We start from the raw sequence: 24,532 nt of genomic DNA on the forward strand, positions 1-24,532 counted from the left end.
CAGGAGCGCGCTAGAAGCAGTGACGGGCCGCCTCACGCGCTCGACCCCCTTCAGCAGGCGTCGAAAGTTCCGCGACAGCAGATGCTCGCCGACGGCGCATGCCATCTGTCTGGACGCCAAAGTACGCGCCGCCGCGACGGCGGATGGGTGGAGTGACGACACCCGCGCCAAGGCCCCGATAGTCGGTCAGCTGCTCGACGTTGATCTGCGGCGGGCAGAGCGTCATGAGTCCGGTTCGGATAAGGGCACCGACTGAGTGAGCCGTCGTTCGGGATGCTTCGCCCTGTCCTCGGTGGATCGCCCCCGTAGGCTTGCCCGGTGACCTTCGCCGACCTCGCTCTTCTCGCGACGATCATCGGCGTCGGAGCGGGGCTCCAACGGCTCACCGGCATGGGATTCGCCCTCGTCGCCTCACCCTTCCTGGTCCTGACAGCGGGGCCCGTCGAGGGCGTGCTGGTGACGAACGCGTGCGGTGTCGTGTCGTCGCTCCTCAACCTCGGGCTCGTGCACCGCGACGTCGAGTGGCGACGCCTGCTGCGCTTCACCCCGTTCTCGTTGGTGGGGATCGTGCTGGGAGTGCTCGTGCTGCAGGTGCTTCCCGCGGATCCCTTGGCTGTGCTGGTCGGAGTGATGATCCTGATCGCCATCGGCGTCACCGTGGTCGCCCGGCCCGGGGCCGTGACCGACGGCCTCCCGGTGAGCTCCGGGTTCGGGACAGCCTCGGGCTTCATGAACGTGACAGCAGGCGTGGGTGGTCCCGCGTTGGCCGTCTATGCGGCCGCCACTGGGTGGGCCCATAAGGGTTTCGCAGCGTCGGCGCAGGCTCACTTCCTGCTCCTCAGCGCACTCTCGCTGGTCGCGAAGGGGTCACTGCCCTCGATGGAAGGGTCGGGCTGGGTGGTGACGATCGCGGCGATCCTGGTCGGTGCCGCGATCGGGCAGCGACTTGCCGGCCGCTTCGCGGGCAAGACGCTGATGCGGGTCGTACTCGCCCTGTCCATCGCGGGTGCGGTGATGACGATCGCCCAGGCGCTCATCTGAATTCGGCGAGGGACCGGTCCAGGAAGACGGGCGCCTGGTACCGCGCTGCTCGAGTCCCGCCGGGAAAGGCCTCGGCCTCGGCGCGATCGCCACTTCACCATGGGGCCCAGGTCATGCGGGGACCGTTGAGGTCACACCTGTCGTGACGGCAGCCATGGGTCTGATCGAGTGGTAGGGCGTCCACTGTCGATCCACGCGTCGGAAGCGCTATGTTCTCCTGCACCACCAGAGAATCTAAGGACCCAGGATGAGCAAACTCCCCCTTGAGCTGTCAGATCGGGACAACGATTCCCTCACCCTCCAGGCCGACGGGGAGAGCGTCTGGGTGACGTGCACCAGTGGAGCCGACGAGGTGACGGTCGGTGCCGTGGAGAAGGACGAGATCCTCGACTGGCTCACCGAGACGACTCCGAACTGACGTCCGGCCGACGACGCGCCCCGTCGAGCCGGTGAGCTGGCGAGCTGTCCATTTTTCTGACGGGTGCCCGAGCACGCGGGTAGTGTCGCCGCATGGTCGAACTCCAGTCGAACCACGCCCTGTGGGCGAGTTCGTTCGCGCAGGCCGCGGGTGACATCTCTGCTGCACTGGTGGGGCGGGTCGACGCGATCGAGCACATCGGGAGCACGGCAGTGCCCGGTCTCCCCGCCAAGCCGATCATCGACATGGCCGCGCGTTCTGCCTGCGGCGCAGACCCCTTCGGGATGGGGGAGGCGCTGGAGGGCCTCGGATTTGCCCTGCACGGCGCGGGACCGAAGAACCATGCCGTGTACGTGCGCAGCGTCGACGGTCGCCGCACTCATATCCTGCATGTCTTCCGCGAGGACCAGTGGCCGCAGTGCAATCAGCGGCTGTTCCGCGACAAGCTCCTCCACGACGAGGACGCCCGCCGTCGATACCAGCAGCTCAAGGAGGAGATCGCCGCGACCACCGAAGGTCGCGCGTACACCGCGGCGAAGAGCTCGCTCATCCAGGAGCTGCTCGATGAGGAGCGCCAGAGACGCGGGCTGCCGCCCGTGACGGCCTGGGACAAGTAGCGTTCGGGCCGCTGCGTCGACCGGACCGATGGGGACCGAAGGAGAGAACCGTGCCTGATCGACCTGAGATCGTCTGCCTCTGCGGCTCGATGCGCTTCGCGGACGAGATGCGTGAGGTGAACCGTGATCTGACGATCGCCGGCGCCATCGTCGTGGCCCCCGGCGACGGCGACGTGGTGATCACCGACGAGCAGAAGACGGCGCTGGACGCTCTGCACCGGCGCAAGATCGATCTCGCTGATCGGGTCGTGGTCGTCAATCCCGGCGGGTACGTCGGGGAGTCCACGAGCCGGGAGATCGACTATGCCCGCGCCTCCGGAAAGCCGGTCACGTTCACCGATCCCGGATGATCGCCGGACGATCCGCTGCACGCGCGACCTCGACGAGCCGCGCACGACGAGGAGATCACTCATGATGAGCATGCTCGAGGACGCCCCGTTCGCGGACGACGTGCAGGCCGTGGCGACGCACTTCTCCGTGGCGGAGGCCGACGTGGCGCCGGTCCCCATCCAAGGCACCGTGAACCTGACGGTCCTCCTCGGCGGGGAGCTGGTCCTGCGCATCCCGCGCACGCCCCGGGCCGCTGAGCTGCTCGCGAAGGAGGCCCAGGTCATCCCCATGGTCCAGGCCGCTGGCGTGCCAACACCCGAGCTCGTCAGCTATGACCCCGCCCGTCGCATCGCGAGCGTGCCGACCATGGTCCTGCAGCGGGTGCACGGCGCGACGCTGGCGGAGCAGACGCTCGACCCGATGGGGCGCCGACGCGCACTCGGATCCCTCGGCGAGATCCTGCTGGCGCTCCACCGCATCCGGCGCAGCGACGTCGGTCCCGGCGGCGCGATCCCGGAGCCCTACACGTTCTCACCCGCGGAGCTGCTCGGTCGGCTCGTGGAGGCGGGCGAGATCGGCGGCGCCCAGCACGACTGGCTCCGCGAGCAGTTCGCTCTCCTGCAGCCGGAGGGCCCGACGCAGGCCGACCCGGTGCTGCTCCATCGCGACGTGAGTCCCTCGAACGTGATGATCGACCACGGAGGTCAGGTCACGGCGCTGCTGGACTGGGGCTGTGCTGAGTGGGGATCGCCGGCCCGAGATCTCGTCGGCCTGCCAATCCGGGACTTGCCTGACCTGCTGGCCGGATACCGATCGGCGAGCGGAGGCGCGCTGTCCGCGGACGGCCCGGACGCCGGCACCGCCCTCGAGCGCGACGCGCTCTGGTACCACCTCTACCTGGCGCTGGCGCGGCTCCTGAAGGAGCCGTCCACGTCCGAGGATCGCAACTGGGCGGCGCCACGGAGTGCGACGTTGATCGATCTCCTCGCATTCACCGCTGGCATGTCGTCGGAGTCCTGGCCCGCGCACCTGCGTCGGGCGCCGCTGAAGGAGAGTGCCGATCGGGCACGTTAGGAAGCTCTGCTCACCCTCCCGGTGGTGGGTGCGTCGCCGCAGGGGAGTGGGTCGATTCCTTCGCCTCGCCGCATCGCGACCCCGTCCGTCTACGGCTCAGTGAGAGTCCACCACCAGCTAGGCTCGGCATCCGGGGTACTTGGCCGCGCCCACGATGGCCGGTCACGCGAGAGGGGGAGACATGCCGGAGACGAACTATCCCTACGGCCACGGGGACGAGCACAACCGACCCGGCGGCGAGCTCCCGGCCTATGAGCCCGGATCGAACGGACACGGCGAGGCCCCGTTCTCGTCGTCACCCTCCGGGGGCGCTTTCGGCTCCAGCCTGCCGGGCACGACCTCCGGCCCCTCCTTCGACTCTGCGGCCCCACCCACATCGCCCACCTCGGCGTCATCCGCTGCACCGTCACCGTGGGGTGCCGCAGCCCCCTCGGCGTCGGCGGCACCATCGGGCGCACAGGGCGCACAGGGCGCACAGGGCGCACAGGGAACGCAGGGAACGCAGACTTTCTCCGCAGCGCAGGCCGGCTACACCCTGCGGAAGGTCGGCATCGGCAACCCCCTCCCCACCTTCGCCGTCGGGGCGCTCGCCTACATCGTGGCCCTCGGCGCCGCGCTGCTGGTGATCATCTCGGCCGTGCTCGTCGCCCTCACCGCCGACACCGGTGACCTGACCGGAGGCGGCACCGTCCCGACCGACGGCTCGGCCTCCCCGTCCGGGGACGGCGGCTGGCGAGCGATCGTGGGTCTGGTGGGGATGCCGTTCCAGCTGGTCTCCCTCGCCTCGTTCGGCTCCTACGATGCCGAGCTGAACCTGGGCTTCTTCGGCAATGCCACGATGAGCTGGCGGGGACTGCCGCTGCTGATCACCGTCGCGATGGTCGCGACCGCCTTCGTCGTCGGCCGTCTCGTCCAACGCCGTTGGGGCACCGGACGCTGGGGCTCGAACGGCGTGCTCGGTGCCCTGCTGTGGTCGGGGATCTCCGGGCTCGCCGTCGCGATCTTCGCCGTGATCGCCACCCGTGTCACCGCGCTCACGATCGAGGACGACACGCTCGGGTTGTCCCTGTCGATGCACTCCGCCGGGGTGGACATGTTCTTCGGCACCTGGGTGCTCATCGCGCTTCCCCTGTTCCTGGGACATGTCGCGGGGCTCGCGAAGCCCGCCTGGTGGTCGGTGGTCGCGGATCTCGCCGCCGCACCCCGGCTGGCGTTCGTCCACGCCCTGGCCTTCGCGGTGCCGGTCTGGATCCTCATGGCAGCGGGCATATCGATCCGGATGGTGGTCGAGGGCGACGGGCAGTCCGTGCTCTCCCTGTTCCTGTCGCTCCCGATCTGGGGACTCACGGGCCTCGCGATGCTGCCCGGGCTGGGGATGCTGGCCGTGCCGTTGCATCTGAACGCACGGGGCGGCGTCGAGGATTTCGGGGTCGAGCGCGGCAACGACTTCCTGTGGTTCTTCGACCTGCCCTGGTACCTGTGGATCCCCCTGGTGCTGATCGCGCTGCTCATGCCGGTGGTGGTCGCGCTGCTCTGGAACCGGGACCGTGAGATCGAGACGGGGAACATCCTCGCGCTGGTCGTCTCCTGGGTCGCCCTTCCGCTCGCCTACTTCGGCTGCTCGGCCGTTCTGCTCGCGCTGGTCTGGACGACCATGCAGGCCGAGATGGGGATGGTGGGCGAGCTCGGCATCAGCGTGGGCCTCGCCCCGTGGACGCCCGTGGTCGCCTTCTTCATCGGACTGCTGGTCGAGGTGCTCGCCCGGTTCGGCGCCCCGTTCGTGGATCGGTTCGTGCCCGGGATGCTCGTGAACTGGTTCCGCCGCTCGGCACGGACGCGCCGCGCCGACGGGACGCCCAGCACGAGACGGCCTTCCCACGGGCAGGCACCCACAGGACAGCCTTCCCACGGGCAGGCACCGCAGGGACAGGCGCCGGGCGCTCCGTTCTTCCCGGGGGTCTGAGCCGGACACTGAACCGGGACGCTGATCCGGGAGCCCGATCGGAGAGCAGGCGGTCTGTTGAACTCCGTCGCCCGGGGCACGGCCCTGTGATGGGATGGAGCCCTGCGCGCTCCGTCGTCGGGAACTCAGTTCGTCGGGCACCCAGTTCATCGGGCACCCAGTTGTTCGTCAATCGCCCCGTCGGCCGCCCTGTTCGTCCGCCACTCAATCCGTCGGCCGCGCAGTCCGTCTCGTCGGCCCCCAGTTCGTCGGCACCCAGCTCGGGAGTCCCATGATCCAGCCCGTCAACCACCCCGTCGGCCGCCCGCTGATCACGGCCGTGACCGGCACGAACGGCAAGACCAGCGTCGCGACTGCGACCGTGCAGCTGCTGCGGGTGGTCGGATGGCGCACCGCCGGCTACGACTCGACGGGCATTACCGATGTCGACGGCGCGTTGCACACGGCGCGCCCCCGCCGCTCCCCGGACTACCTCCCCGAGATGATCGATGCCCAGGCCCGGGCCGGTGCACAGGCCTTCTCGCTCGAGGCCTTCGTGGGCATCCTGGCCGACGGGCTCCTCGAGCGGGTCCCGGTCGATGTCGCCGTCTGCACCGGCCTGGAGCGCGACCATCTGGACGTCCACGGCAGCGTCGAGGCGTACTGGGGGGCGAAGCTCTCGCTGTTCGAGCAGCACCTGCGGGCCGACGGGATCGCCGTGATCGCCGAGGACTGCGCCCGGCGGGAGCTGGTCGAGGCGGCCGTGGCCCGGCGCGGGGCACGCCTGCTCGTGGTCGGCGAAGGAGGGGATCTCTCGTTCACGCCGGCGCAGGAGGCCGACGGGCGCGTCACCGGCGTCCTCACCCTCGGGGGAGACGCCTATGAGGCGACGCTGCCCACGGTGCACGCCATCGCGATCACGAACCTGCTGCTCGCCGCAGCGGTCGTCGTCGGTGCCGGGGGAGACCCGGCCGTGGTCGCGACCGCTCTGGCTGACGTCGCCCCGCCGCCGGGCCGGCTCGAGGTGATCGCGAAGCGCCGGGGCGTCACCGCGATGGTGGACACCGCGCACAACCCCGGAGCGCTGCGCACCGCCCTCCTCACGGTGCGGGAGCGCACGGAGGGCCGACTCCTCGTGGTGTTCGGTGCCGGTGGGGAGAGGGACCGGGCGAAGCGACCGGAGATGGGCGCCCTCGCCGCCGACCTCGCGGATCTGGTGATCCTGACCGACGACAACCCGCGCCGAGAGCCGCCGGGGCGGATCCGCCGCGAGGTGCGTGCCGGGTGCCCAGAGTGCCTGGAGATCCCGCGCCGACGGGACGCGATCATCGCGGCGCTCCTCATGGCCGGCCCCGGGGACACGGTGCTGGTCGCGGGCAAGGGCGACGAGACCGAGCAGCTGGTGGGCACCCGTCGCCTTCCCCACGACGACCGAGCCGTGATCCGCGAGGCGATGCGGTCCCTGTGAGGCGCACCGTGCGGCAGCGGACAGCGTGGCGCGGCGCCCGCGAGATGCGGACGCCGCGCACACGATCAGCTCAGATCACGCCGCTGTCCGGGTCGTAGCCCCCGTCCGGGTCGTACCCACCGTCGGGGTCATAGCCGCCGTCGGGGTCGTACCCACCGTCGGGGTCATAGCCGCCGTCGGGGTCGTACCCACCGTCGGGGTCATAGCCGCCGTCGGGGTCGTAACCCCCATCGGGGTCATAGCCGCTGTCCGGGTCGTAGCCCCCATCCGGGTCGTATCCGGAGTCCACGTCGTAGCCAGCCACAGTTCCTCCTTCGCGTTGTGTGCGGTGCACCACAGAGTCAACGTGGTCGGAGCGCGCCTGGCAAGGCCCCGGACGAGATCGCACAGGGGTGTGTTCGGGCCGTCCCCATCACTCCGGTGTAGGGGGAGCGCTTCATCCGCTGGAGTGATGTGCGCCCCGCCATCTCGTCCCTACCGTCCTCGGTATCACCGAGGAGAGCGATCAATGACCATCACCCAGGCGCCCCGCAGCCCGAGAACCGCGCCGACATCACCCACTGCAGCCACCGGGCGTGACCCGGTGATCGACCTCGTCCGCGCGCTGTGCGTCGTCGCCATCGTGCTGCTCCACGGCCTCCAGATGGGCGTCACCGTGGGGCCGCACGGCCCGGTGCTCGAGTACGCCACCGTCGGAGCGTCCTGGTACCCGCCGGTGACCTGGCTGCTACAGGTGCTGCCGGTCTTCTTCGTCATCGGCGGCTTCTCCGGGATGCTCGCCTTCCGGCGGCTCCGCGACCGGGGCGGCACCGCGACGGACTTCGTCGTCGGCCGCGTGCACCGCCTCCTGCTGCCCGCCGTGGTCACGATCTCCGTGGTCGGCGTCGTGCTCGCCGTGCTGCAGGTCCGCGGCGTCCCGCCGGAGCTGCTCCTGGAGGCGGGGGTGCGCTACGGCCAGCCGCTGTGGTTCCTCGGCGTGTTCCTGGGCAGCCAGGCTGTCCTGCCCACGCTGCTCCGCGCCCATGAGCGGGCGCCTCTGGGCACTCTTGCCGTGCTCGGGGCAGGCGCCCTGGGCGTCGACGCCCTGCGGAGCCTGACCGGGCTCGATGCCGTCGGCTATGCGAACCTCGCCTTCGCCTGGCTCGCCCTGCAGCAGCTGGGCTTCTTCCTCGCCGAAGGACGCCTCGACGCGCTGCGCCCCGTGACCCGCGTGCGGATCGGTGCGGGAGCGGTCGCGCTCCTGGCCGGAGCGTTCGCGCTCGGGATCTTCTCGCCCGACCTCATCGCGCAGATGAACCCGCCCACCTCGGCCCTGCTCCTGGTCGGCGTCGCGCAGACGGCTGCGTTCACGCTCCTGCGGCCGACGCTCGCAGCACTGATCGAGCGCCCACGCCTCAGCGCGGTCACCGCCTTCGTCACCGCACGCACCATGACGATCTACCTGTGGAACCTGCCGGTTCTGCTGACCATGGCAGGGGTCTCGGCCTATCTCGCCGAGCACGGCGGACTGCTGCTGCCGGATCCCTCCGGGCTGCTGTGGTGGACGCTGCGGCCTTCGTGGCTCGTGCTGTCCCTCGTGCTCACCGCCGCCGTGGCCTGGGCGCTCGGAGGCATGGAGCGCCGCCGGCTCCACCACCCCACGACCTCGTCGTCCCGGGCGCAGCAGGCCGTGCTGCTCGCGCTCGCCGGCGTGCTGGTCCCGCTGCTGGCGGGCACCACGGTGCTCACGGCACTGCTGGCCGCGGGGTTGTTCCTGACAGCGCTGTCGAGGGTCCAGGCTCCGCGTGTCTCCCGGGTCCCGCTCGCTTCCAAGGCGCCACAGGCTCCCGCATCACCGCACGTCTCCGGAGCTCCGCAGGTTGCTGGGGCACCGCAGGCTTCTGGGGCTGAGCCGCACGTCGGGACCCTTCAGGTCACGGGCGCTGCCGGTCGATGATCTGCGTGGACGCGACGGGGACGGGCCTGGGCCGGACGCTCCTCGCCTGCGATCCCCCGCGCGCCGCTAGCTCCTCGGGGCCGACAGGATCCGCAGTGCGTGATCGCGCTCCACGCGTCGGCCGAAGGTCTGCACGTCGGCCTCGACCACCCCGCGGTGCTCCGCGACGTAGGTGCGGATCCTGGCGTCGAGAGTGCTCGCCGACGGGGCGTGCACGGCGACCGGCGGATCCAGCACGGCGCCCACGAGCGTCGGCCCCTCGGCGTAGTACACGTACAGCGCATGCTGCACGGGCGGGCCGAAGAGATCCTCCCGGGCCGCCTCCGAGAGGTCGTCGAGGCGGGTGAACAGGGCCCCGTGGGGTGCGGAGTCGTCGGCCCGATGTCTGGCTCCGTGGCGTCCCGTGCCCGCAGGGGCCGTCATCTCGGCGCGGGCGCGGAGCTCGAGAGCTGTCAGCGGGGCGGAGCGGTGGGTGGCGTCGTGTGCTGTCGCATCGTCCTCGTCGAGCATTTATGCCTCCTGGCGGGTGCGGTGGCTCCCAGTATCCGTGTGACGGCGCGGCCGGTCGAGGGCCGCGCCGCACCGGAGGTCATCAGTGCAGGCCAGCGCGCTGCAGGGTGCGGCCGAGCTTGTCTGTGAGCAGCTCGATCGAGCGCTCGTCATGGTCGCGCAGGTGCTCGAGCGCGGCGAGCGCCGTGAGGGCCACGTCCAGCAGCTCCTCCTGCACGTCCGCCTCGGTGTGGGTCACGCCCTTGCGCGGATTCTGGCCCGTGGCGCCGATCTGCGCGGCGACCACCTCGCCGGCCTCCTCGGTGATCTTCGCGAGCCGGGCCCATGTGGCGGCCTCGGGGTCCCGGCCCCGGTTGCCCTCGTCGATCCAGAGGCTGAGCGCGGCGATGCCGTGGGAGAGGTCGGTGCTGTCCATCGCACGAGTCTGCCGCACCTCGTGGAGCGGCGGCCGGGCGGCGTGCCGCGCGGAGGGCAAGGCAGGTCCCGAGGGCGTCGATCAGTCGAGGCAGAACTCGTTGCCCTCCGGGTCCGCGAGGACGAGGAAGCCGATGCTCATCGGTGGTGCGGGCTCATGGCGCGCGAGCCGATGGGCACCGAGCGCGACCAGACGCTCGCAGGCAGTCTCGAGGGCCTCCATCCGTTCCTCCCCGTGCAGGTCCGAGGCGGTGCGCACGTCCAGGTGGACCCGGTTCTTGGCCGTCTTGCCCTCCGGAACCTGCTGGAAGAAGATCCGCGGCCCGGCACCGTCCGGGTCCTCGAGCGCGGAGGCGCTGTTGCGCTGTTCCTCGGGAACGCCGCTTCGCTCGAGGAACTCGTCCCAGGCGACCAGCGGATCCATGCCGTCCTGCAGCTCGACGCCCGGGGGCGGCGGATGGACGTAGCCGAGCACGTCGCGCCAGAAGGTCGAGAGCGAGCGTGGATCGCGGGCGTCGAAGGTGATCTGGACGGTGCTGCTCATGGGGCCCTCCATCAGAGCGGGGTCGGGGTCGGGATCGGGTTGGGGTTCGGGCCACTCTTCATCACGGCGAGGACAGATCCTGTCCGCTGAGGGAACGGGATCGGAGCCGTCGTGGCGATCGGAGGGGCCGCACCGATCGTCGCGTCCCGGGCACCGGGCCCGTCGGCCGGATGCGGCGCCCGCGGCCTACCCTCATCCCATGCCTTCCCTGCTGTGCCTGGACCTCGGCACCTCTGCCGCCAAAGCCGCCCTCCTCACCCTCGACGGCACGACGAGAGCGCAGGCCAGCAGCGGGTATCCCACGGTCGTCACGGCCGACGGCGGCGCCGAGCAGGACCCTGCCGACTGGCTCCGCGCCGCCCGGGACGCGATCGCGCAGCTGCTGCACGGAACGGACGAGAAGCCCGTCGCCCTCAGCATCACCGGGCAGATGCAGGACCTCGTGCTCCTGACCGATGGGGACCCCGCTCCCGCGATCCTCTACAGCGACACCCGCGCCGTCGCCGAGGCCGCAGAGATCGGGACGATCCTGCGACGCGAGGGCAGGGACTCAGCAGGCGCGGACTGGGACCAGATCACCGGCAACGAGCAGGACGCGACCAGCTGCGCCGCGATGTTCCGCCGCCTCTCGCGCATCTCGCCGGAGGTCGTCGGCCGCGCCCGGGGCGTCGTCTTCGGCCCGGCGGGTCACCTCGTGCACGCTCTGGGCCTCGGGGCCTGGTGCGATGTGACCACCGCGTCCGCGACCGGGCTGCTCGACGCCCGGACCCGCCGGTGGAGCGACCGGATCGCCTGCGCCGCCGGGCTGAGCAGGGCGATGCTGCCCGAGCTGACCAGGGCGACCGGTCAGGTCGTCGGCCGCACCGACGAGACCGCTGCTGAGCTGCTGGGCCTGCCCGTCGGGCTGCCCGTGATCCTTGCGCCGGGGGATGCCGGGGCGACCACGCTGGGGATCGTCGGCCTCGAAGCAGGTGACGAGTACGCCTATCTCGGCACCAGCGGATGGCTGGCCGCCGTGGTCCCGGAGGCTCGGAGAGCCGGGGACGGTGCAGGGCGCGACGGGCTGGGCGACGAGGCGTTCGCCGACGGTCCAGTGCGCTCGCAGCGCGCCGACGTTCCCGCGAGCTCGCAGCGTGCCGACGGTCTGGTGAGCTCGCTGCGCACCGACGAACTCGCCGCCGGCGTCTCGCACCACCTGGCCATCGGCGGACGAGACGACTCCGCCGCCTCGCCCTCCGTCTCATCCGTGACCTCTTTCCCCTCCACCTCGTCCTCATCCCCGTCGCCCTGCTCGTCTCCGTCACCCTCCGCGTCTCCGCGCACCCTGCGGATCTCGGCCCTGCGTGCCGCCGGCGCGGCGGCGGAGTGGGCGCGGGAAGCGCTGCTGTCCGGGATCACGCCCGAAGAGGCCGACGAGCAGCTCGAACACCGCGAGGCGGAGCACGGTCGCGGACCCACGGGCCTGCTCGCACTGCCGTCGATCCATGGGGAGCGCTACCCCGTGCGCGAGCCGGATCTGCGCGCAGCGATCATCGGCATGGGTCCGAGCACCGCCGCGATCGACATGTACGCGGCCGTGCTCGAGGGCGTTGCGCACGCACTCGCCCATGCCGCCGTCGAGAGCGCGGCCGGTACGAGTGGCTCTGCGGTGGGTGCTGCCCCGACACCCCCTGCGTCGCCCGTCTCGCCTGCCTCACCCGCCTCGCTCATCCCGCCCGCTTCGCTGACCCCACCCGCCTCGCCTGCTGTGTCACCGTCCGCACCGAGACCGCTGGCCGTCGCAGGGGGAGGCGCCGCATCCGAGCCGTGGCTGCGGATCCTGGCCGACGTCATGGGCCGCCCCATGCGCGTCGTCGAGGACGCCGACGCCGCACTGCTGGGATGCGCCCTCGCGGCGGCCGACGCTCTGCAGCTCGAGCACACGATGCGCCCCCTCGCCGAACGGGAGGGCGGCCGCATCGTGGATCCGGACCCGTCGGCCGTACGCCGCCACGCCCGCTTCAGCCGCGGCCACCGCGCTCTGTACCGCGCCATCGCCGAGGTGGGCGTGCTGCGCTGAACCGTGTGTGCGCCGCACTGCGTGAGCGGCATCGCGTGCGTCGTACCGCGTGCGTTGCAACGGGTGCGCTGCACTGCGGGTGCTGACCCGTGCGCGCCGAGCTGTGCGTGCCGAGCTGTGCGTGCCGATTCGCGCGTCCCACGGCCCCCACTCCACCTCCGTGGGTTTCTCCTCGGAAAGTCACTGTGTACCCGCGGGGTCGACTAATTGGGGAGGAAAGGTCTCTCCGGGTGAAATGCGCAGGTGAGTCGCAGGTGTTCCCGACCTGCCGCGATGGAATATACGGTGAACGTTCGGTAATTTCTGCGGAGTTATCCACAATCCTCGAAGAGGCTTTCGATTGCGGCAAGCTTCCTGGACGATGGAACCATGCTGATGCCGACACCGCCAGAACCCACCGAGGGGCCCACAGGCCCGTCGGCGCATCTGGCTGAGCTGCATGCGGGCGGCCCGCGTGCGATGGCCGAATTCCTCGGCGACGTCGGCTTCCTCCTCGGCTCGATCGCCTCTGGTCCCGAGGCGATGTTCGCGGTGGAGGAACGCGGGCGGGACACCTTCGTGCATCTTCTGCGCAGCGTGCAGGAGGTGCGCGCCGCCCTCGACACGGTCGAGGCGCGGACCCTGGTCTCCATCGGGGACGCGACCAGGCACGAGCAGGTTCGCAGTGCGCAGGATTCCGTGGGCCATGAGCTCTCCGCGATGCCTCCGCTCGAGGAGCTGCACGGCAGGGCTGACGGAAAGACCCGTCGGGACATCTCGCTCATGACCAGGAGATCCCCGTCGGGCGCCGGGCGCACCATGGCCTCCGCGCGGCGGCTCGTGGAGTCCATGCCCACCCTGCTCGAGGCGATGGCGTCGGGGCAGGCCGCAACGGACTCCGTCTACGCGGCCGCCGAGGCGACCGGTGTTCTGGATGATGATCAGCGCGCGCAGGTCGATGCGCTCCTCGGGGAGCGCCTGCCGGACCTCGACGGAGCGGGCACGCGGCGATGGAAGCAGGCTGTCGCGCTGGCAATCGGGGGCCTGGATCCCGAGGGCGAGGCGCTCCGGCACCGCCGCGCCCGGAAGCAGCGCCACGTCACCTTCACCCCCGGTGCCCACGGGATGGCCACGATCAGCGCCTATATGCCGGCGATCGAAGCGCGCCTCATCCACAAGAGGCTGACGCTCGAGGCCGAGCGGCGTGTGGTCGCCGGGAAGAAGGGTCCGCATGGCGCGCACATGGCCGATGTGCTGCACGATGCCGTGCTCGCGCCCGAGAACGGCGCAGGACAGGTGACGCTCGATGTCGGCGTGATCATCACCGACCGAGCGCTCTTCCACCCAGGCAGCGGAGACGTCGCCCAGATCGAGGGATACGGCGCAGTCCCGGCGGACGCGGTCCGTGCCCAGTTGCTCGCCGTCACGGCGGATCCCGCCCACTCCCAGGAGGACCCGTTCGGTGCAGACGGCCCCGCGATCCGTGCGGTGATCCGCCGGCTGTACACACACCCCGCCACCGGTGAGCTGGTCGCCAAGGACTCCCGCGCCCGAGCCTTCCCAGCGGCCATGGCTCGCTTCCTGACCTGGCGCGATACGTCCTGCAGAGGGCCCTTCTGCAATGCCTCGATCCGTCAGCACGACCATGTCACTCCCTCTGCACGAGGCGGCCCCACGAGCTTGGACAACGGGCAGGACGCCTGCGCGCACTGCAACCAGAAGGAGGAGGACGCGCTCGCCGTGGAGCGCGTCGAGGATCCCGAGCGGCCGGGCCATCGCGTCGCCTGGACCGGCTACGGCGGCACGACGCGGACCACGACCCCGTCCCCGCTCATCGAGCCGGAGCGCAGCACCGGGGGCGATGCGGCGGGCGGCGTCAGCACGGCCGACGCGACATCGGACGGCACCGGCACGGCGGACTCGGCACTGGACGGCGTCAACACGGCCGACTCGGCACCGAACGAAGCCAACACCGCTGATGCGGCACCGGACGACGAGTGCGGTGAGGACCAGCCCTGAACGAGGGATGATCCGACAGGCCAATCTCAGTAGGCTGATGCGATGATCCGACACACCGTCTCCTTCACCCTCGTGCACGCTCCCGATTCCGCGGAGGAGCACGAGTTCCTCACCAGCGCACCGGCCCTGCTGCGCGCGATCGACGGGGTGCAGGACTTCGTCGTCTCCCGGCAGGTCAGCCCGAAGAGCAGCTACCGCTTCCAGTTCGCGATGAGCTTCGAGGATCAGGCCGCCTACGCCGCCTACGACCAGAGCGACGCCCACCAGGAGTTCGTCGCCACCCGGTGGCAGAGCGAGGTCACCGAGTTCGAAGAGCTCGACTTCGTCGCCTACTCCTGATGAGCACGGGAGGTCAGGCCTCGCTGGGAGCGGAACGGGTTCAGCTGAGCCCGATGCGCGATACCGTGCGCGGGCGAAGGATGCTGCGGGAGCGGATCTCGCTCGCCGTCCTGACCTTCCTGGCACTCGGGGCAGCACTCGTGCTCCTCATCGTGGCCGCGGTTCGCGCCGACGGAGCCCTGGCCATCGTAGGAATCGTCGTCGGCGTGGTGGCTGTGCCGCTGTTCGCCTACGTCGCACTGCTGGCCGTCGGCGCACTGCGCACCACCTTCACGCTGCACGACGAGGGCGTGTCGATGCGACAGACCTGGGGTGCCCGCCGCCCCGCCATCCTCTGGCGCGACGTCCACGCCGTGGAACCTGCGCGCGCCGCTTACGGCTCCTATCGCGTGGCCGTGCACCTGCGCGGCGGCGAGATCGTCCTGCCTGACCGACTGAACCTCCTGCTCCCGTCCGGCAGCGCCGATGAGCTCGCCCAGCACCCCGACGTGCAGACCGTGATGGAGCATTACGGACGATGGTGCGAGCTCCACGGCGTGCCGCCTCGGTTCGCCGCCTGATCCCGTCATGCAGGCGCCCGGCTCAACCTGTGGCCCGGTCCAGCTCGTCGCGGTGCAGTCCGACCGAAGCCCGCACCGGAACAGGCACCGGCCCTCCCCTCAGTGATGAGGTGAGGGCCGGTGCCTGTGCCTGTGCGCGAGAGCCCGGTCGATGCGTCGTCGGACCGTGGCTCCGGGCGGCCAGATCAGGAATTCGCTGACCAGGGCTTCACTGACCAGAGCTTCACTGACCAGGATTTCGCTGACCAGGGCTTCACGGATCAGGACTTCACAGCGCCCTGGGTGAGGCCGGAGATCACCCACTTCTGCGTGAGGATGTAGACCACGACCGCTGGAGCCATCGCCATCAGGTACGACGCGAAGGCGATGTTGTAGTTGTTGCTGAACTGGGTCTGGAACATCTGCTGCAGCACCGGCAGCGTCTGCAGCTCGGGATTCGTGGTGATCAGGCTCGGCATCATGAAGTCGTTCCACGAGCCCAGGAACGCGAAGATCCCCACCGTGGCGGACATCGGCGCGAGCAGCGGGAAGATCAGCCGCGCGAAGACCTGCCAGGTGGTGGCGCCGTCCACTCGCATCGACTCCTCGAGCGAGAGGGGGATGGAGCGCAGGAACGCTGTGAACAGCAGCGTGTTGAACGCGAGCGCGAACACGATGTGCAGGATCGCTACGCCGAGCGGGTTGTCCAGCCCCACGATGCCGGTCAGCTTCACCTGCGGCAGAGCCACCACCGGGAACGGGATGAACATCGCGGCCAGCAGGTAGAAGAACGACCAGCGGAACAGCCGACGGTCCCAGTTGCGCACGATCGCGAACGCGGCGAGCGAGGAGATGAGGATCTCTCCGGCCACGGAGATCGCCGTGATGAAGGCGGAGATCGCCAGGCCGCGCGGGAAGTTCGTCAGCTGCCAGGCCTCACGGAACCCCTCGAGGGAGAAGGGCGCGGGCAGGGAGAATGCGGAGCCGTCGACGGCCTGAGCGGTCGTCTTCAGCGACATGTTCACGGTGACCAGCAGCGGGACCAGCACCGCGAGCGAGCACACGATGAGGATCGCGGTGAGCGGCCAGTTGAAGCGGTCGGTGCCGATCCCGCTGCGCCGGCCCGGGCGGCGCGTGGACGGCGTGCGTCCCGACGCTCCGGAGGTGGACCGATCCGAGGCGGGGGTGGAGGAGACAGGGGTGGAGGACTGGGTGGTGCTCATGCTCCGAAGCTCGCTTTCCCGGCGGTGAGCCGCAGCTGGAGGCCGGCAAGGATGATGGTGATCAGGAAGAACACCGCGGCGTTCGCCATCTGATAGCCGTAGTCGCCGCCGCCGAAGCCCTTGAAGATCGACATCGCGATGGACGTGGTGGCGGTGCCCGGACCGCCGTCGGTGAGGCCCACGATCACGTCGTAGGCGTTGAGGAAGCCCTTGAAGCCCAGGATCGTGTTGATGAGGATGAAGCCGGAGACCATCGGCAGGGTGATGCGCCGCAGCCGCTGCCATCCCGAGGCGCCGTCGATCGCGGCCGCCTCATACAGCTCGGCCGGGATCGTGACCAGGCCGGCGATGTAGATGAGCATCGCGCCGGGGATCGCGGACCAGGCCGTCACGATCACGATGCCGAGCCAGGCCAGGTCCTCGTTGGCGAGGATCGACTCCGAGAGCACCCCGAGGCCGAGCGTCTGGCCCAGGGCGGGCAGCGAGTTCGACAGCAGGAACTTGAAGACGAACGCGATGATGATCCCCGAGATGACCATCGGGATCACGAAGATGGTGCGCAGCGCCGTCTGGAAGCGGATCTTCGCGGTGAGCATGACCGCGAGGGCGAAGGCGATGATGTTCACGACGATCACCGTGATCAGGGCGAAGCCCAGCGTGAACACATAGGCGCTGAGGATGTTCGGGTCCTGGAACAGCGCGATGTAGTTGCGCAGGCCGATGAACTCGTAGTCGCCGAAGCCCACGGAGTTCGTGAAGCTGTAGAAGAAGCCGACGACGGCCGGCAGCGTGATCACCAGGGTGAAGATCACCAGGGCGGGGAAGAGGAAGACGTAGTAGACCGGGTCGACCTTGCGTCGGGCTCGGCTCGGCACGGGGGCGGGGGAGTTCCCTGAACGGGCGGCGGGCCCGCTCTCACGGGTCCTCGGGGCGGGAGATGTCTGCGCTGACATGGTGGGCGTCCTTGGGGTCGACGGCATGGGGGCCGCTCAGGCGCGGTAGGCGAGCCGGGCGAAGTCGGAATCGATCTGAGCGAGGATCGGCTCCGGATCTGCTCCGAACACGATCGACTGGAGATAGTTCGGGAAGGGGATCGTGGGCGGGACGAACTGCGAGGCGCCCATGTAGAAGCGGCCGTCGTCGTAGTACGGCTGCATCTCGGAGATGCGCGGATCGCTCACCTTCGGGGCGTCATCGGTGGTGGAGAACGCGAGGGCCAGCTCGTTGTAGGGGAACTGGATCTCCGGGAGCATCAGGTGCTGGAGGAACTCCCGGGCGCCCTCCTTCTCGTCGGCCTGCTCCGGGATCCACAGCGACAGGTCGATGTTCACGCGGATCTTCAGATCCTCGGGATCGTCCGTCGCCGGGAGCGGGAACGACCCGAGCTCGACGTCCGTGCCGGCCTTCTCGATCTCCACCAGCGCCCAGGGGCCCTGGAGGTACATGGCGGCCTCGCCCTTCGCCATCGCCGTGTTGCCGTCGCCGTAGCTGCGGCTGGAGGCGTCCTCGTTGAAGTAGGGCAGCAGCTCCAGCATCTGCTGGACCGGCTCGAGCAGGGTCTTCTGGAAGGACACCTCGGAATCGGGGCCGACGTCCTCGCCGATCTCGTTGAGCTGGGTGAAGAACTCGCGCACGTCGACCCGGCCGCCGATGACGTAGTCGAACAGGCCCTGCGTGATCGTCCACAGCTCGGGGAAGGTGCCGTAGATCGGGGTGACGTCGGCGGCGAGCAGGTCCTCGCACACCGAGAGCAGCTCGTCCCAGGTGGTGGGGACCTCGAGGCCGTTGTCCGCGAAGATCTGCTTGTTGTAGATGACGGAGGAGGCCGCGACGGAGTAGGGGATCACGCTGGTGCGCCCCTCGTACCCGGGGTACCAGTCCACCAGGTCCAGCACGTCGTCGCGGACCATGCCGGCCTCGGGAAGGTCCGAGAGGTCCGACAGGGCGCCGCGCGCCATGAAGCGGTTCATGTCGAGGTTGTAGTTCTGGAGGGCGAGATCCGGCGGGTTGGAGCGCACGAATCCGGCCTGCAGGTTCGTCGCCACATCGTGGATGTAGGTGTAGTCCGACTGCTCGGCGTTGAACTCGCTGACCAGCTCACGGAAGTGCGAGATCACCTCGCGCTTGGACTGGTAGAAGGTCACGCGTGAGCGGCCCGATGAGCTGCATCCTGCGAGCCCGCCGGTGGCGAGCACGCCGGCGGCGCCGACTCCCGCGGTGAGCAGGGAGCGACGGGTCGGGCGACCGGTGCTGAAGGGTCTGGGTGACAACGGTGTCTCCTCGGCGGCATCGCAACTGGTAAATTCAGTTGCTAGATTTAATGCTTGGAGAAAGTATGGTTGGCGTCACAGCGGACGTCAAGGAGGTGGGTGCAGGTGGGCATGAACGTGTCGACGAGCGTGCTGCGTCGTCTCAACATCGAGGCGCTGCTGCGCCACGCGTTCACCTCCGGGACCTTCACCGCCGCCGAGGCCATGGAGGCCACGAGCCTGACCCGAGCGACGGTGCTGGGACTGTGCGACGAGCTCACGGCGGCAGGCTGGATCGAGGAGGTCGAGGACAGCCGCACCGCAGGCCTCTCGCGTCGCGGCCGGCCGGCGCGCCGTCACCGCCTGCGCAGCGGTGCCGGGCTCGTGATCGGCGTCGACGCCGGGCGCAGCGGCTACCGCGCGATGGCCGCGGACCTGCGCGGAACGGTCCTCGCCACCGGTCGGCGAGAGCTCGATCCGGATGTCGTGGACCGCGAGCTGCGGATCAGCACCGTCCAGGACCTGGTGCGGGAGGTGCGCGAGGCGTCGGCCTCTGCGGCGCCCCTGCTCGTCACCGTGATCGGGATCCCGGCACCCGTCGACACCCACGGGAGGTCCCCGATCGACGTGGGCACGTTCTGGCGCCTGATGAACTCGGGGTTCCCCGAGCACCTCGACGGCCGCGTCGTCGTCGAGAACGACGCGAACCTCAGCGCCCTGGCGGAGCACGGGCAGCACCTCGAGGCGAACATGGCCGCGCTGCTCGTGGGGGAGCGGGTCGGGGCCGGACTCATCGTCGACGGGCGTCTTCTGCACGGTGCGCTGGGCGGCGCCGGCGAGATGCGCTTCCTCGAGACGGTGCTCCAGGACGACATCGGCGCCGAGGGCGTGGGGTCGCTAGCCCGTCGCTGGACGCTCGAGAGCCTCGCCGCCGGGCGCGAGTCGCCCCTGCTCGCGGCGCTGCCTGCCGAGAGCCTCACCGCGGTCGACGTGTTCGCCGCCGCGCAGGCCGGGGACGCCCTCGCCCGGGACGTCCTGGACCGGATCGGTGAGCGCATCGCGCGGATCGCCGCCATCCTCGTGAGCCTGCTCGGCATCGAACGGATCGTCCTGGCCGGCGCCGTCGCCTCCTCCCTGGAGCCCGTGCTGGTCCGGGCCCGGGAGGTGCTCCCGGACATCGCCTACGCGCCGTTCCCCGAGCTGGTCGCGAGCGGTCTGGGGCGCGACGCCGTCGTGCGCGGGGCGATCGAGCACGCCCTCACGCGCCTGCGGGAGGACCCTCTCGAGCTCCTCGAGTCCCTCGAGCCGTCCGCCAGTCCGTAGATCTCCCGCCCCCTCGGAGGAGGGGACGGGCGCCCTTCGCACACGGTCCGGGACCTCCGGCCGACGCGAAGACCACCGAAGACCACCGAAGACCACCGAAGACCACCGAAGACCACCGATGAGAGGACCACGCACGATGACCGATGCACTTCAGCCAGATGCCGCAGCACAGGGGAGCGACCGCCGACTGCGCGTCGGCGTGATCGGCCTGGGCTGGGCCGGCCAGCAGCACGTCGCCGCCTACGCCGCCGACCCCACCGTCGACCTCGCCGCACTCTCCGCGATGGAGGACCACCTCCTCGCGCAGTTCGGCGACCTGCACGATGTCCCCGGGCGCTACCAGGACTGGCAGCAGATGATCGCCGAGGCCGAGCTCGACGCGGTCTCGATCGCCACCCCGACGTTCCTTCACGCCCCGATGGCGATCGCCGCTCTCGAGGCCGGTCTGCACGTGATCACCGAGAAGCCGATGGCCGAGAACGCGGAGTCCGCCGCGCGCATGGTCGAGGCCGCGAACCGCGCCGGGCGCGTGCTCGACGTGTCCTTCAACCACCGCCAGCGCGGAGATGTCACCGCGCTCAAGCAGGTCGTGGACTCCGGCGTGCTCGGCACGCTGTACTACGCCAAGACCGGCTGGATCCGTCGCCAGGGCATCCCGGGCCTGGGCACCTGGTTCACCAAGGCGAAGAGCTCCGGCGGCGGCGCCATGATGGACATCGGCATCCACATGCTCGACATGGCCCTGCACCTGATGGGCGAGCCGGAGGTGACCGCGGCGTCGGCCTCCACCCACGCCGAGTTCGGCCCGCTGGGCCGCGGCGGCTCCGGCTTCGGCATCTCCCAGGTCGAGGAGGGCGTGCCCTTCGAGGTCGAGGACCTCGCCACGGCCTTCCTGCGCCTCGAGGGCGGCGGCACGCTGCTGCTGGAGTCGAGCTGGGCCCAGTGGATCCCGCACGACCTCTGCTACGTCACCCTCTATGGGGCCGACGGCGGCGCCACCATCGAGTGGGGCGGGCCCGACGGGCCCAGCATCACCGTGTGGACCGAGGTCGCCGGGATGCCGGCCGTGCTGGAGCCCGTGGTCGGCGAGGACGGCCGCCATGCCGCGGCCGTCGCCGGCTTCCTGCATAAGGTGCGCTCGGACAGCTGGGCCGAGCACAACGGGGCGCTCGCCCTGCGCCGCGCCGAGGTCATCGACGCCTGCTACGCCTCCGCGAAGGCCGGAGCCGAGGTCGCGATCGGGGCCTGATCCTCTGCGGGCTGGGCCCGCCGAGTCTCACGAGCACACGGCACGGGCCGATCGCGAACAGACGCGATCGGCCCGTGCCGTGCGTGGTGGGGCGAGTGGTGGTGCGAGGGGAGCCCTCAGCCCTCCTCGACCTCCGGCAGGACATCCGGGTTCTCCTCGAGCCACTTGTCGATGGCCTCAGCTTCCTTGCCATCGCCGAACTCGTTGACGACGAGGTCCTCGAGGGAGTTGTACTGCTTGTCATCCAGCTTGATGCCGCCGATGAACTCCGCGGCGTCCGCGAAGTCGTCGCCGAAGCCCGTGCGGGCCAGGAAGTGCAGGCCCTCCTTGTCGCCCATTGCGCCCTCGGGATCCTCGAGGTCGCGCACGGGGAAGGCCGAGTTCGCCCAGAACGGGCGCCACAGGGTGACCACGATGTCGGTCTCCGCCTCGGTCGCCTTCTTCAGCTCGCTGAGCATGGCGGTGGTCGAGGAGGTGACCAGCTCGTACTCGCCCTCGAGCTCGTAAGTCGGCATCATCGAGTCCTGGGTGACCCCGGTCAGACCGGCGCCGGGCTCGATGCCGATGATCTTGCCGCCGAACATGTCGGCATTGCCCTTGAGATCGGCGATCGACGTGATGTCGGTGTAGTCCGGAACGGCGATGGTCAGCACTGCGCTGCCGTAGTACGTGGCGAGATCATCGATGTCCTCGCCGTACTTCTCCATGTACTCCTTGTGCGTGACCTCCGGCCACGCCGAGGGGTACACGTCGATGTCGCCCTTGGCGAGTGCGGCGTAGAGAGCAGCGGGCTCGCTGATCTCTTGGTGCTCGACGTTGTAGCCCATGGCCTGCAGGCGGTTGTCGAGCAGGTAGGCGGTGCTCAGCCCATCGGTCCAGGAGGGGACGTAGCCCAGGGTGATGGTCTCGCCGGTGTCGGCGCCACCGGTGCTCGCATTGTCCGAGCAGGCCGCGAGGCCGAGCCCCATGAGACCGGCCGAGCCGACGAGGGCGGAGCGGCGCGTGAGCGGGCGGGAGATGGGGGTGCGTGCGGTGTGCATTTCAAATTCTCCTTCGATCGAGGTGCGGTGGGTCGGGGGTGCGCGCCGTCGAGGGCGCGCACGGGTCAGGTTGTCGGGGTGAGGCGTCGTGCCCGGGCCCGTTGGATCGCAGCGAGCAGTGAACCGGTGTACGAGCCGCGATCTCCGAGGGCGGCCGTGAGGCGGTCGAGGTACACCGCGAGGATGACGACGCCGAGCCCGGCTTCGACGCCGAGTGCGAGGTCGAGGCTGGAGATTGCCGCGACGACCTCCTTGCCCAGGCCAGGAGCGCCGATCATGCCGGCGATCACGCCCATGGACAGGGACAGCATGATGACCTGATTGACGCCGGCCATGATCGTCGGGACGGCCAGCGGAAGCTGGATGCCACGGAGGATCTGCCAGGGGCTCGCACCGAACGCCTCACCGGCTTCGACGGTCTCTCCGTCGACCTGGCGGATGCCCAGCTCGGTCATGCGTACGCCCGGGGGCAGCGCGAAGATGATCGTCGCGACCATGCCGGGGACGACACCGATGGAGAAGAAAGTGACGGCAGGGATGAGGTACACGAATGCCGGCATGGTCTGCATGAAGTCCATGCCGGGACGCACGATGCTGCTGACGACCCGGTTGCGGGCGGCGAGGATACCGACGGGTACGGCGATCAGCACCGCGATCACAGTCGCGACGAGGACCAGGGCCATCGTCTCCATCATGTGCACCCACTGCTCCATGGACAGGACCAGAAGGAACGTCAGCGCCGTGCCGAGGGCGAGCTTCCACGAGCGAACGATCCAGGCGATCAGGGCCAGGATCACGATCATCACGAGCGGCTCGAGCGCAGTCAGCCCGTAGGTCAGGTTGCCGACCAGGAAGTTGAACATCGTGCTGATGAGGTCGAAAAGTCCGCTGGCGTTCTGTGTGAGCCAGTCGATGCCGGACTCGGCCCAGTCGCCGACGGGGGTGCGGGGGATGAGGCTGTCATCAGGGTTCATCGGTTCTCGTTCCCCTCGTGGTCGGCGGTGTCGCGGAAGCCGGTCTGCGCTCCGTGTCCGAACCCGGACTCGGTCGGGGCATCCGGTGAGGGCGGCGATGCCGGGGAGCTGTCGGCGACTGCGCCTGCAGCCGTCAGGAGCGTCACGCGCGGGATGACGCCCTCGAACTTTCCGTCGTCGTCCACGACGACCAGCGGGTTGAGGTGCTGCGCGGCCGGGGCGAACAGGTCAGCGATCGGGGTGTCGTGCTGCACGATGTGCACGCCGTGCGCGGCGGTCAGCGGGAGGTCGTCGCGGCCGGACTGGACGGCGTCGGCGATGTCGTTCTCCCAGATCACTCCTGCGGGCGTGTGATCACGGTTCAGGACCACGAGCCAGGGATTCTGCGTCTCACGCAGGAGTTTGTGGGCGGTGCGCGGACCCTGCGCGGCGCCGAGCACCGCCGGGGGATGCTCCATGATGGCGGAGGCGGTCAGGACCCGGCTGCGGTCGACGTCCTGAATGAACTTCGCGACGTAGTCGTTCGCCGGCTCGTTGAGGATCTCCTCGGAGGTGCCCACCTGCACGATGCGACCGTCGCGCATCATCGCGATGCGGTCGCCGATGCGCATGGCTTCGTTGAGGTCGTGCGTGATGAACACGACGGTCTTCTCCAGCCGCTGCTGCAGGTCGATGAGCTGGTCCTGCATATCGCGTCGGATCAGCGGATCCAGCGCGCTGAACGCCTCGTCCATGAGCAGGATGTCGGTGCCGGCCGCGAGCGCTCGGGCCAGACCGACACGTTGCTGCATGCCGCCGGAGAGCGCCGAGGGGCGATAGCCCTCCCAGCCCTTCAGGCCGACCATCTGGAGAGCCTCGCTGGCCTTCGCCTCGCGTTCCGAGCGATTGAGGCCGGAGATCTCCAGGCCGAAGGCGGCGTTCTCGCCGACGGTGCGGTGGGGGAGGAGAGCGAAGTGCTGAAAGACCATCGAGATGCGCTTGCGCCGCACGTCACGAACCTCAGCCGTAGACATGGAGTTGAGGTCCTTGCCGCCGATGTCGAGGGTGCCTGCAGTGGCGGGCAGAAGGCCGTTGACCATGCGGATCAGCGTGGATTTGCCCGATCCGGACAGCCCCATCACCACGAACATCTCACCGGGGTCGACACTGAAACTCGCGTCGAGAGGAATGATCAGAACCTGTGGATGGCTCTCGGCGAGGTGGCGTGCAAGGGACGCACCTTCCCGAGGATGATCTGCAAGGAAC

Annotated in this window: 24 protein-coding genes; 14 read left to right on the plus strand and 10 right to left on the minus strand. The window is 69.8% G+C overall.

Features of this window, described 5'->3' with window-relative positions; genetic code table 11:
- The first annotated feature begins 318 nt into the window (after positions 1-318).
- From ABD093_RS01945 to ABD093_RS01975, 7 genes are all read left to right on the plus strand, one after another.
- Positions 319-1,041 (plus strand): TSUP family transporter, encoded by a 723-nt coding sequence (locus ABD093_RS01945; RefSeq protein WP_343922098.1) that lies wholly within the window; start codon positions 319-321, stop codon positions 1,039-1,041.
- Between the two features lie 247 nt (positions 1,042-1,288).
- Positions 1,289-1,459 (plus strand): hypothetical protein, encoded by a 171-nt coding sequence (locus ABD093_RS01950; RefSeq protein WP_343922100.1) that lies wholly within the window; start codon positions 1,289-1,291, stop codon positions 1,457-1,459.
- Positions 1,460-1,551: 92 nt separating this feature from the next.
- Entirely contained in the window at positions 1,552-2,076 is a 525-nt protein-coding gene (locus tag ABD093_RS01955; protein WP_343922102.1) for a GrpB family protein, read from the plus strand.
- Between the two features lie 50 nt (positions 2,077-2,126).
- Entirely contained in the window at positions 2,127-2,426 is a 300-nt protein-coding gene (locus ABD093_RS01960) for a hypothetical protein (protein WP_343922104.1), read from the plus strand.
- Between the two features lie 61 nt (positions 2,427-2,487).
- Positions 2,488-3,480 carry a phosphotransferase family protein gene (locus ABD093_RS01965; protein WP_343922106.1) on the plus strand — a complete coding sequence of 331 codons (993 nt, stop codon included), beginning with the start codon at positions 2,488-2,490 and terminating at the stop codon, positions 3,478-3,480.
- 181 nt (positions 3,481-3,661) lie between these two features.
- Positions 3,662-5,443, plus strand: coding sequence for a hypothetical protein (locus ABD093_RS01970; protein ID WP_343922108.1), 1,782 nt, complete (start codon positions 3,662-3,664; stop codon positions 5,441-5,443).
- Positions 5,444-5,714: 271 nt separating this feature from the next.
- Positions 5,715-6,890 (plus strand): Mur ligase family protein, encoded by a 1,176-nt coding sequence (locus ABD093_RS01975; protein WP_343922110.1) that lies wholly within the window; start codon positions 5,715-5,717, stop codon positions 6,888-6,890.
- Between the two features lie 70 nt (positions 6,891-6,960).
- On the opposite strand, the gene ABD093_RS01980 is transcribed toward ABD093_RS01975, so the two are convergent.
- Positions 6,961-7,194, minus strand: coding sequence for a hypothetical protein (locus ABD093_RS01980; RefSeq protein WP_343922112.1), 234 nt, complete (start codon positions 7,192-7,194; stop codon positions 6,961-6,963).
- 204 nt (positions 7,195-7,398) lie between these two features.
- Here ABD093_RS01980 and ABD093_RS01985 point away from each other — a divergent pair, with 204 nt between their 5' ends.
- Positions 7,399-8,826 (plus strand): acyltransferase family protein, encoded by a 1,428-nt coding sequence (locus ABD093_RS01985; RefSeq protein WP_343922114.1) that lies wholly within the window; start codon positions 7,399-7,401, stop codon positions 8,824-8,826.
- Positions 8,827-8,892: 66 nt separating this feature from the next.
- Here ABD093_RS01985 and ABD093_RS01990 read toward each other — a convergent pair whose 3' ends face one another.
- The 3 genes from ABD093_RS01990 to ABD093_RS02000 form a co-directional block, all read right to left on the minus strand.
- Positions 8,893-9,336, minus strand: coding sequence for a hypothetical protein (locus tag ABD093_RS01990; RefSeq protein ID WP_193116712.1), 444 nt, complete (start codon positions 9,334-9,336; stop codon positions 8,893-8,895).
- Between the two features lie 82 nt (positions 9,337-9,418).
- The gene (locus ABD093_RS01995; protein WP_193116713.1) at positions 9,419-9,751 is read right to left on the minus strand and encodes a MazG-like family protein; all 333 of its coding nucleotides are present in this window, start codon (positions 9,749-9,751) and stop codon (positions 9,419-9,421) included.
- A gap of 81 nt (positions 9,752-9,832) precedes the next feature.
- Positions 9,833-10,294 carry a VOC family protein gene (locus tag ABD093_RS02000; protein WP_343922118.1) on the minus strand — a complete coding sequence of 154 codons (462 nt, stop codon included), beginning with the start codon at positions 10,292-10,294 and terminating at the stop codon, positions 9,833-9,835.
- A gap of 199 nt (positions 10,295-10,493) precedes the next feature.
- Here ABD093_RS02000 and ABD093_RS02005 point away from each other — a divergent pair, with 199 nt between their 5' ends.
- The 4 genes from ABD093_RS02005 to ABD093_RS02020 all read left to right on the plus strand — a co-directional run bounded on the left by ABD093_RS02005 (position 10,494) and on the right by ABD093_RS02020 (position 15,250).
- The gene (locus tag ABD093_RS02005; RefSeq protein WP_343922120.1) at positions 10,494-12,353 is read left to right on the plus strand and encodes an FGGY family carbohydrate kinase; all 1,860 of its coding nucleotides are present in this window, start codon (positions 10,494-10,496) and stop codon (positions 12,351-12,353) included.
- A 369-nt stretch (positions 12,354-12,722) separates the two neighbouring features.
- Complete coding sequence (locus ABD093_RS02010; protein ID WP_343922122.1) at positions 12,723-14,351, plus strand: HNH endonuclease; 1,629 nt, start codon at positions 12,723-12,725, stop codon at positions 14,349-14,351.
- 42 nt (positions 14,352-14,393) lie between these two features.
- Positions 14,394-14,690: a Dabb family protein gene (locus ABD093_RS02015; RefSeq protein WP_343922124.1), complete on the plus strand. Its 297-nt coding sequence runs from the start codon at positions 14,394-14,396 to the stop codon at positions 14,688-14,690.
- On the plus strand, positions 14,690-15,250 hold the full coding sequence (locus ABD093_RS02020) for a hypothetical protein (protein WP_343922126.1): 561 nt from the start codon (positions 14,690-14,692) through the stop codon (positions 15,248-15,250). The genes ABD093_RS02015 and ABD093_RS02020 overlap by 1 nt, the downstream gene beginning before the upstream one ends.
- 260 nt (positions 15,251-15,510) lie before the next feature.
- Here the strand turns inward: ABD093_RS02020 and ABD093_RS02025 are convergent, their stop codons facing one another.
- The 3 genes from ABD093_RS02025 to ABD093_RS02035 are packed head-to-tail and all read right to left on the minus strand — an operon-like array spanning position 15,511 to position 18,722.
- Complete coding sequence (locus ABD093_RS02025; RefSeq protein WP_193116719.1) at positions 15,511-16,452, minus strand: carbohydrate ABC transporter permease; 942 nt, start codon at positions 16,450-16,452, stop codon at positions 15,511-15,513.
- A complete protein-coding gene (locus ABD093_RS02030) occupies positions 16,449-17,405 on the minus strand; it encodes a carbohydrate ABC transporter permease (RefSeq protein WP_343922128.1) in 957 nt (318 codons plus the stop codon). The genes ABD093_RS02025 and ABD093_RS02030 overlap by 4 nt, the downstream gene beginning before the upstream one ends.
- A gap of 36 nt (positions 17,406-17,441) precedes the next feature.
- On the minus strand, positions 17,442-18,722 hold the full coding sequence (locus tag ABD093_RS02035; RefSeq protein ID WP_343922130.1) for an ABC transporter substrate-binding protein: 1,281 nt from the start codon (positions 18,720-18,722) through the stop codon (positions 17,442-17,444).
- A gap of 111 nt (positions 18,723-18,833) precedes the next feature.
- Here ABD093_RS02035 and ABD093_RS02040 point away from each other — a divergent pair, with 111 nt between their 5' ends.
- A complete protein-coding gene (locus tag ABD093_RS02040) occupies positions 18,834-20,024 on the plus strand; it encodes an ROK family protein (RefSeq protein WP_343922132.1) in 1,191 nt (396 codons plus the stop codon).
- Between the two features lie 136 nt (positions 20,025-20,160).
- Positions 20,161-21,273 (plus strand): Gfo/Idh/MocA family protein, encoded by a 1,113-nt coding sequence (locus ABD093_RS02045; protein ID WP_343922134.1) that lies wholly within the window; start codon positions 20,161-20,163, stop codon positions 21,271-21,273.
- Between the two features lie 116 nt (positions 21,274-21,389).
- Here ABD093_RS02045 and ABD093_RS02050 read toward each other — a convergent pair whose 3' ends face one another.
- From ABD093_RS02050 to ABD093_RS02060, 3 genes are all read right to left on the minus strand, one after another.
- Positions 21,390-22,313, minus strand: coding sequence for a glycine betaine ABC transporter substrate-binding protein (locus ABD093_RS02050; protein ID WP_193116724.1), 924 nt, complete (start codon positions 22,311-22,313; stop codon positions 21,390-21,392).
- A 65-nt stretch (positions 22,314-22,378) separates the two neighbouring features.
- Positions 22,379-23,287 carry an ABC transporter permease gene (locus ABD093_RS02055; protein ID WP_193116725.1) on the minus strand — a complete coding sequence of 303 codons (909 nt, stop codon included), beginning with the start codon at positions 23,285-23,287 and terminating at the stop codon, positions 22,379-22,381.
- Positions 23,284-24,417, minus strand: a complete 1,134-nt coding sequence (locus ABD093_RS02060; RefSeq protein WP_377802374.1) for a quaternary amine ABC transporter ATP-binding protein — start codon at positions 24,415-24,417, stop codon at positions 23,284-23,286. Before ABD093_RS02060 ends, ABD093_RS02055 begins: the two co-directional genes overlap by 4 nt.
- Positions 24,418-24,532: the final 115 nt, after the last annotated feature.

This window comes from Brachybacterium tyrofermentans, from assembly GCF_039526165.1.
Lineage (GTDB): Bacteria > Actinomycetota > Actinomycetes > Actinomycetales > Dermabacteraceae > Brachybacterium > Brachybacterium tyrofermentans.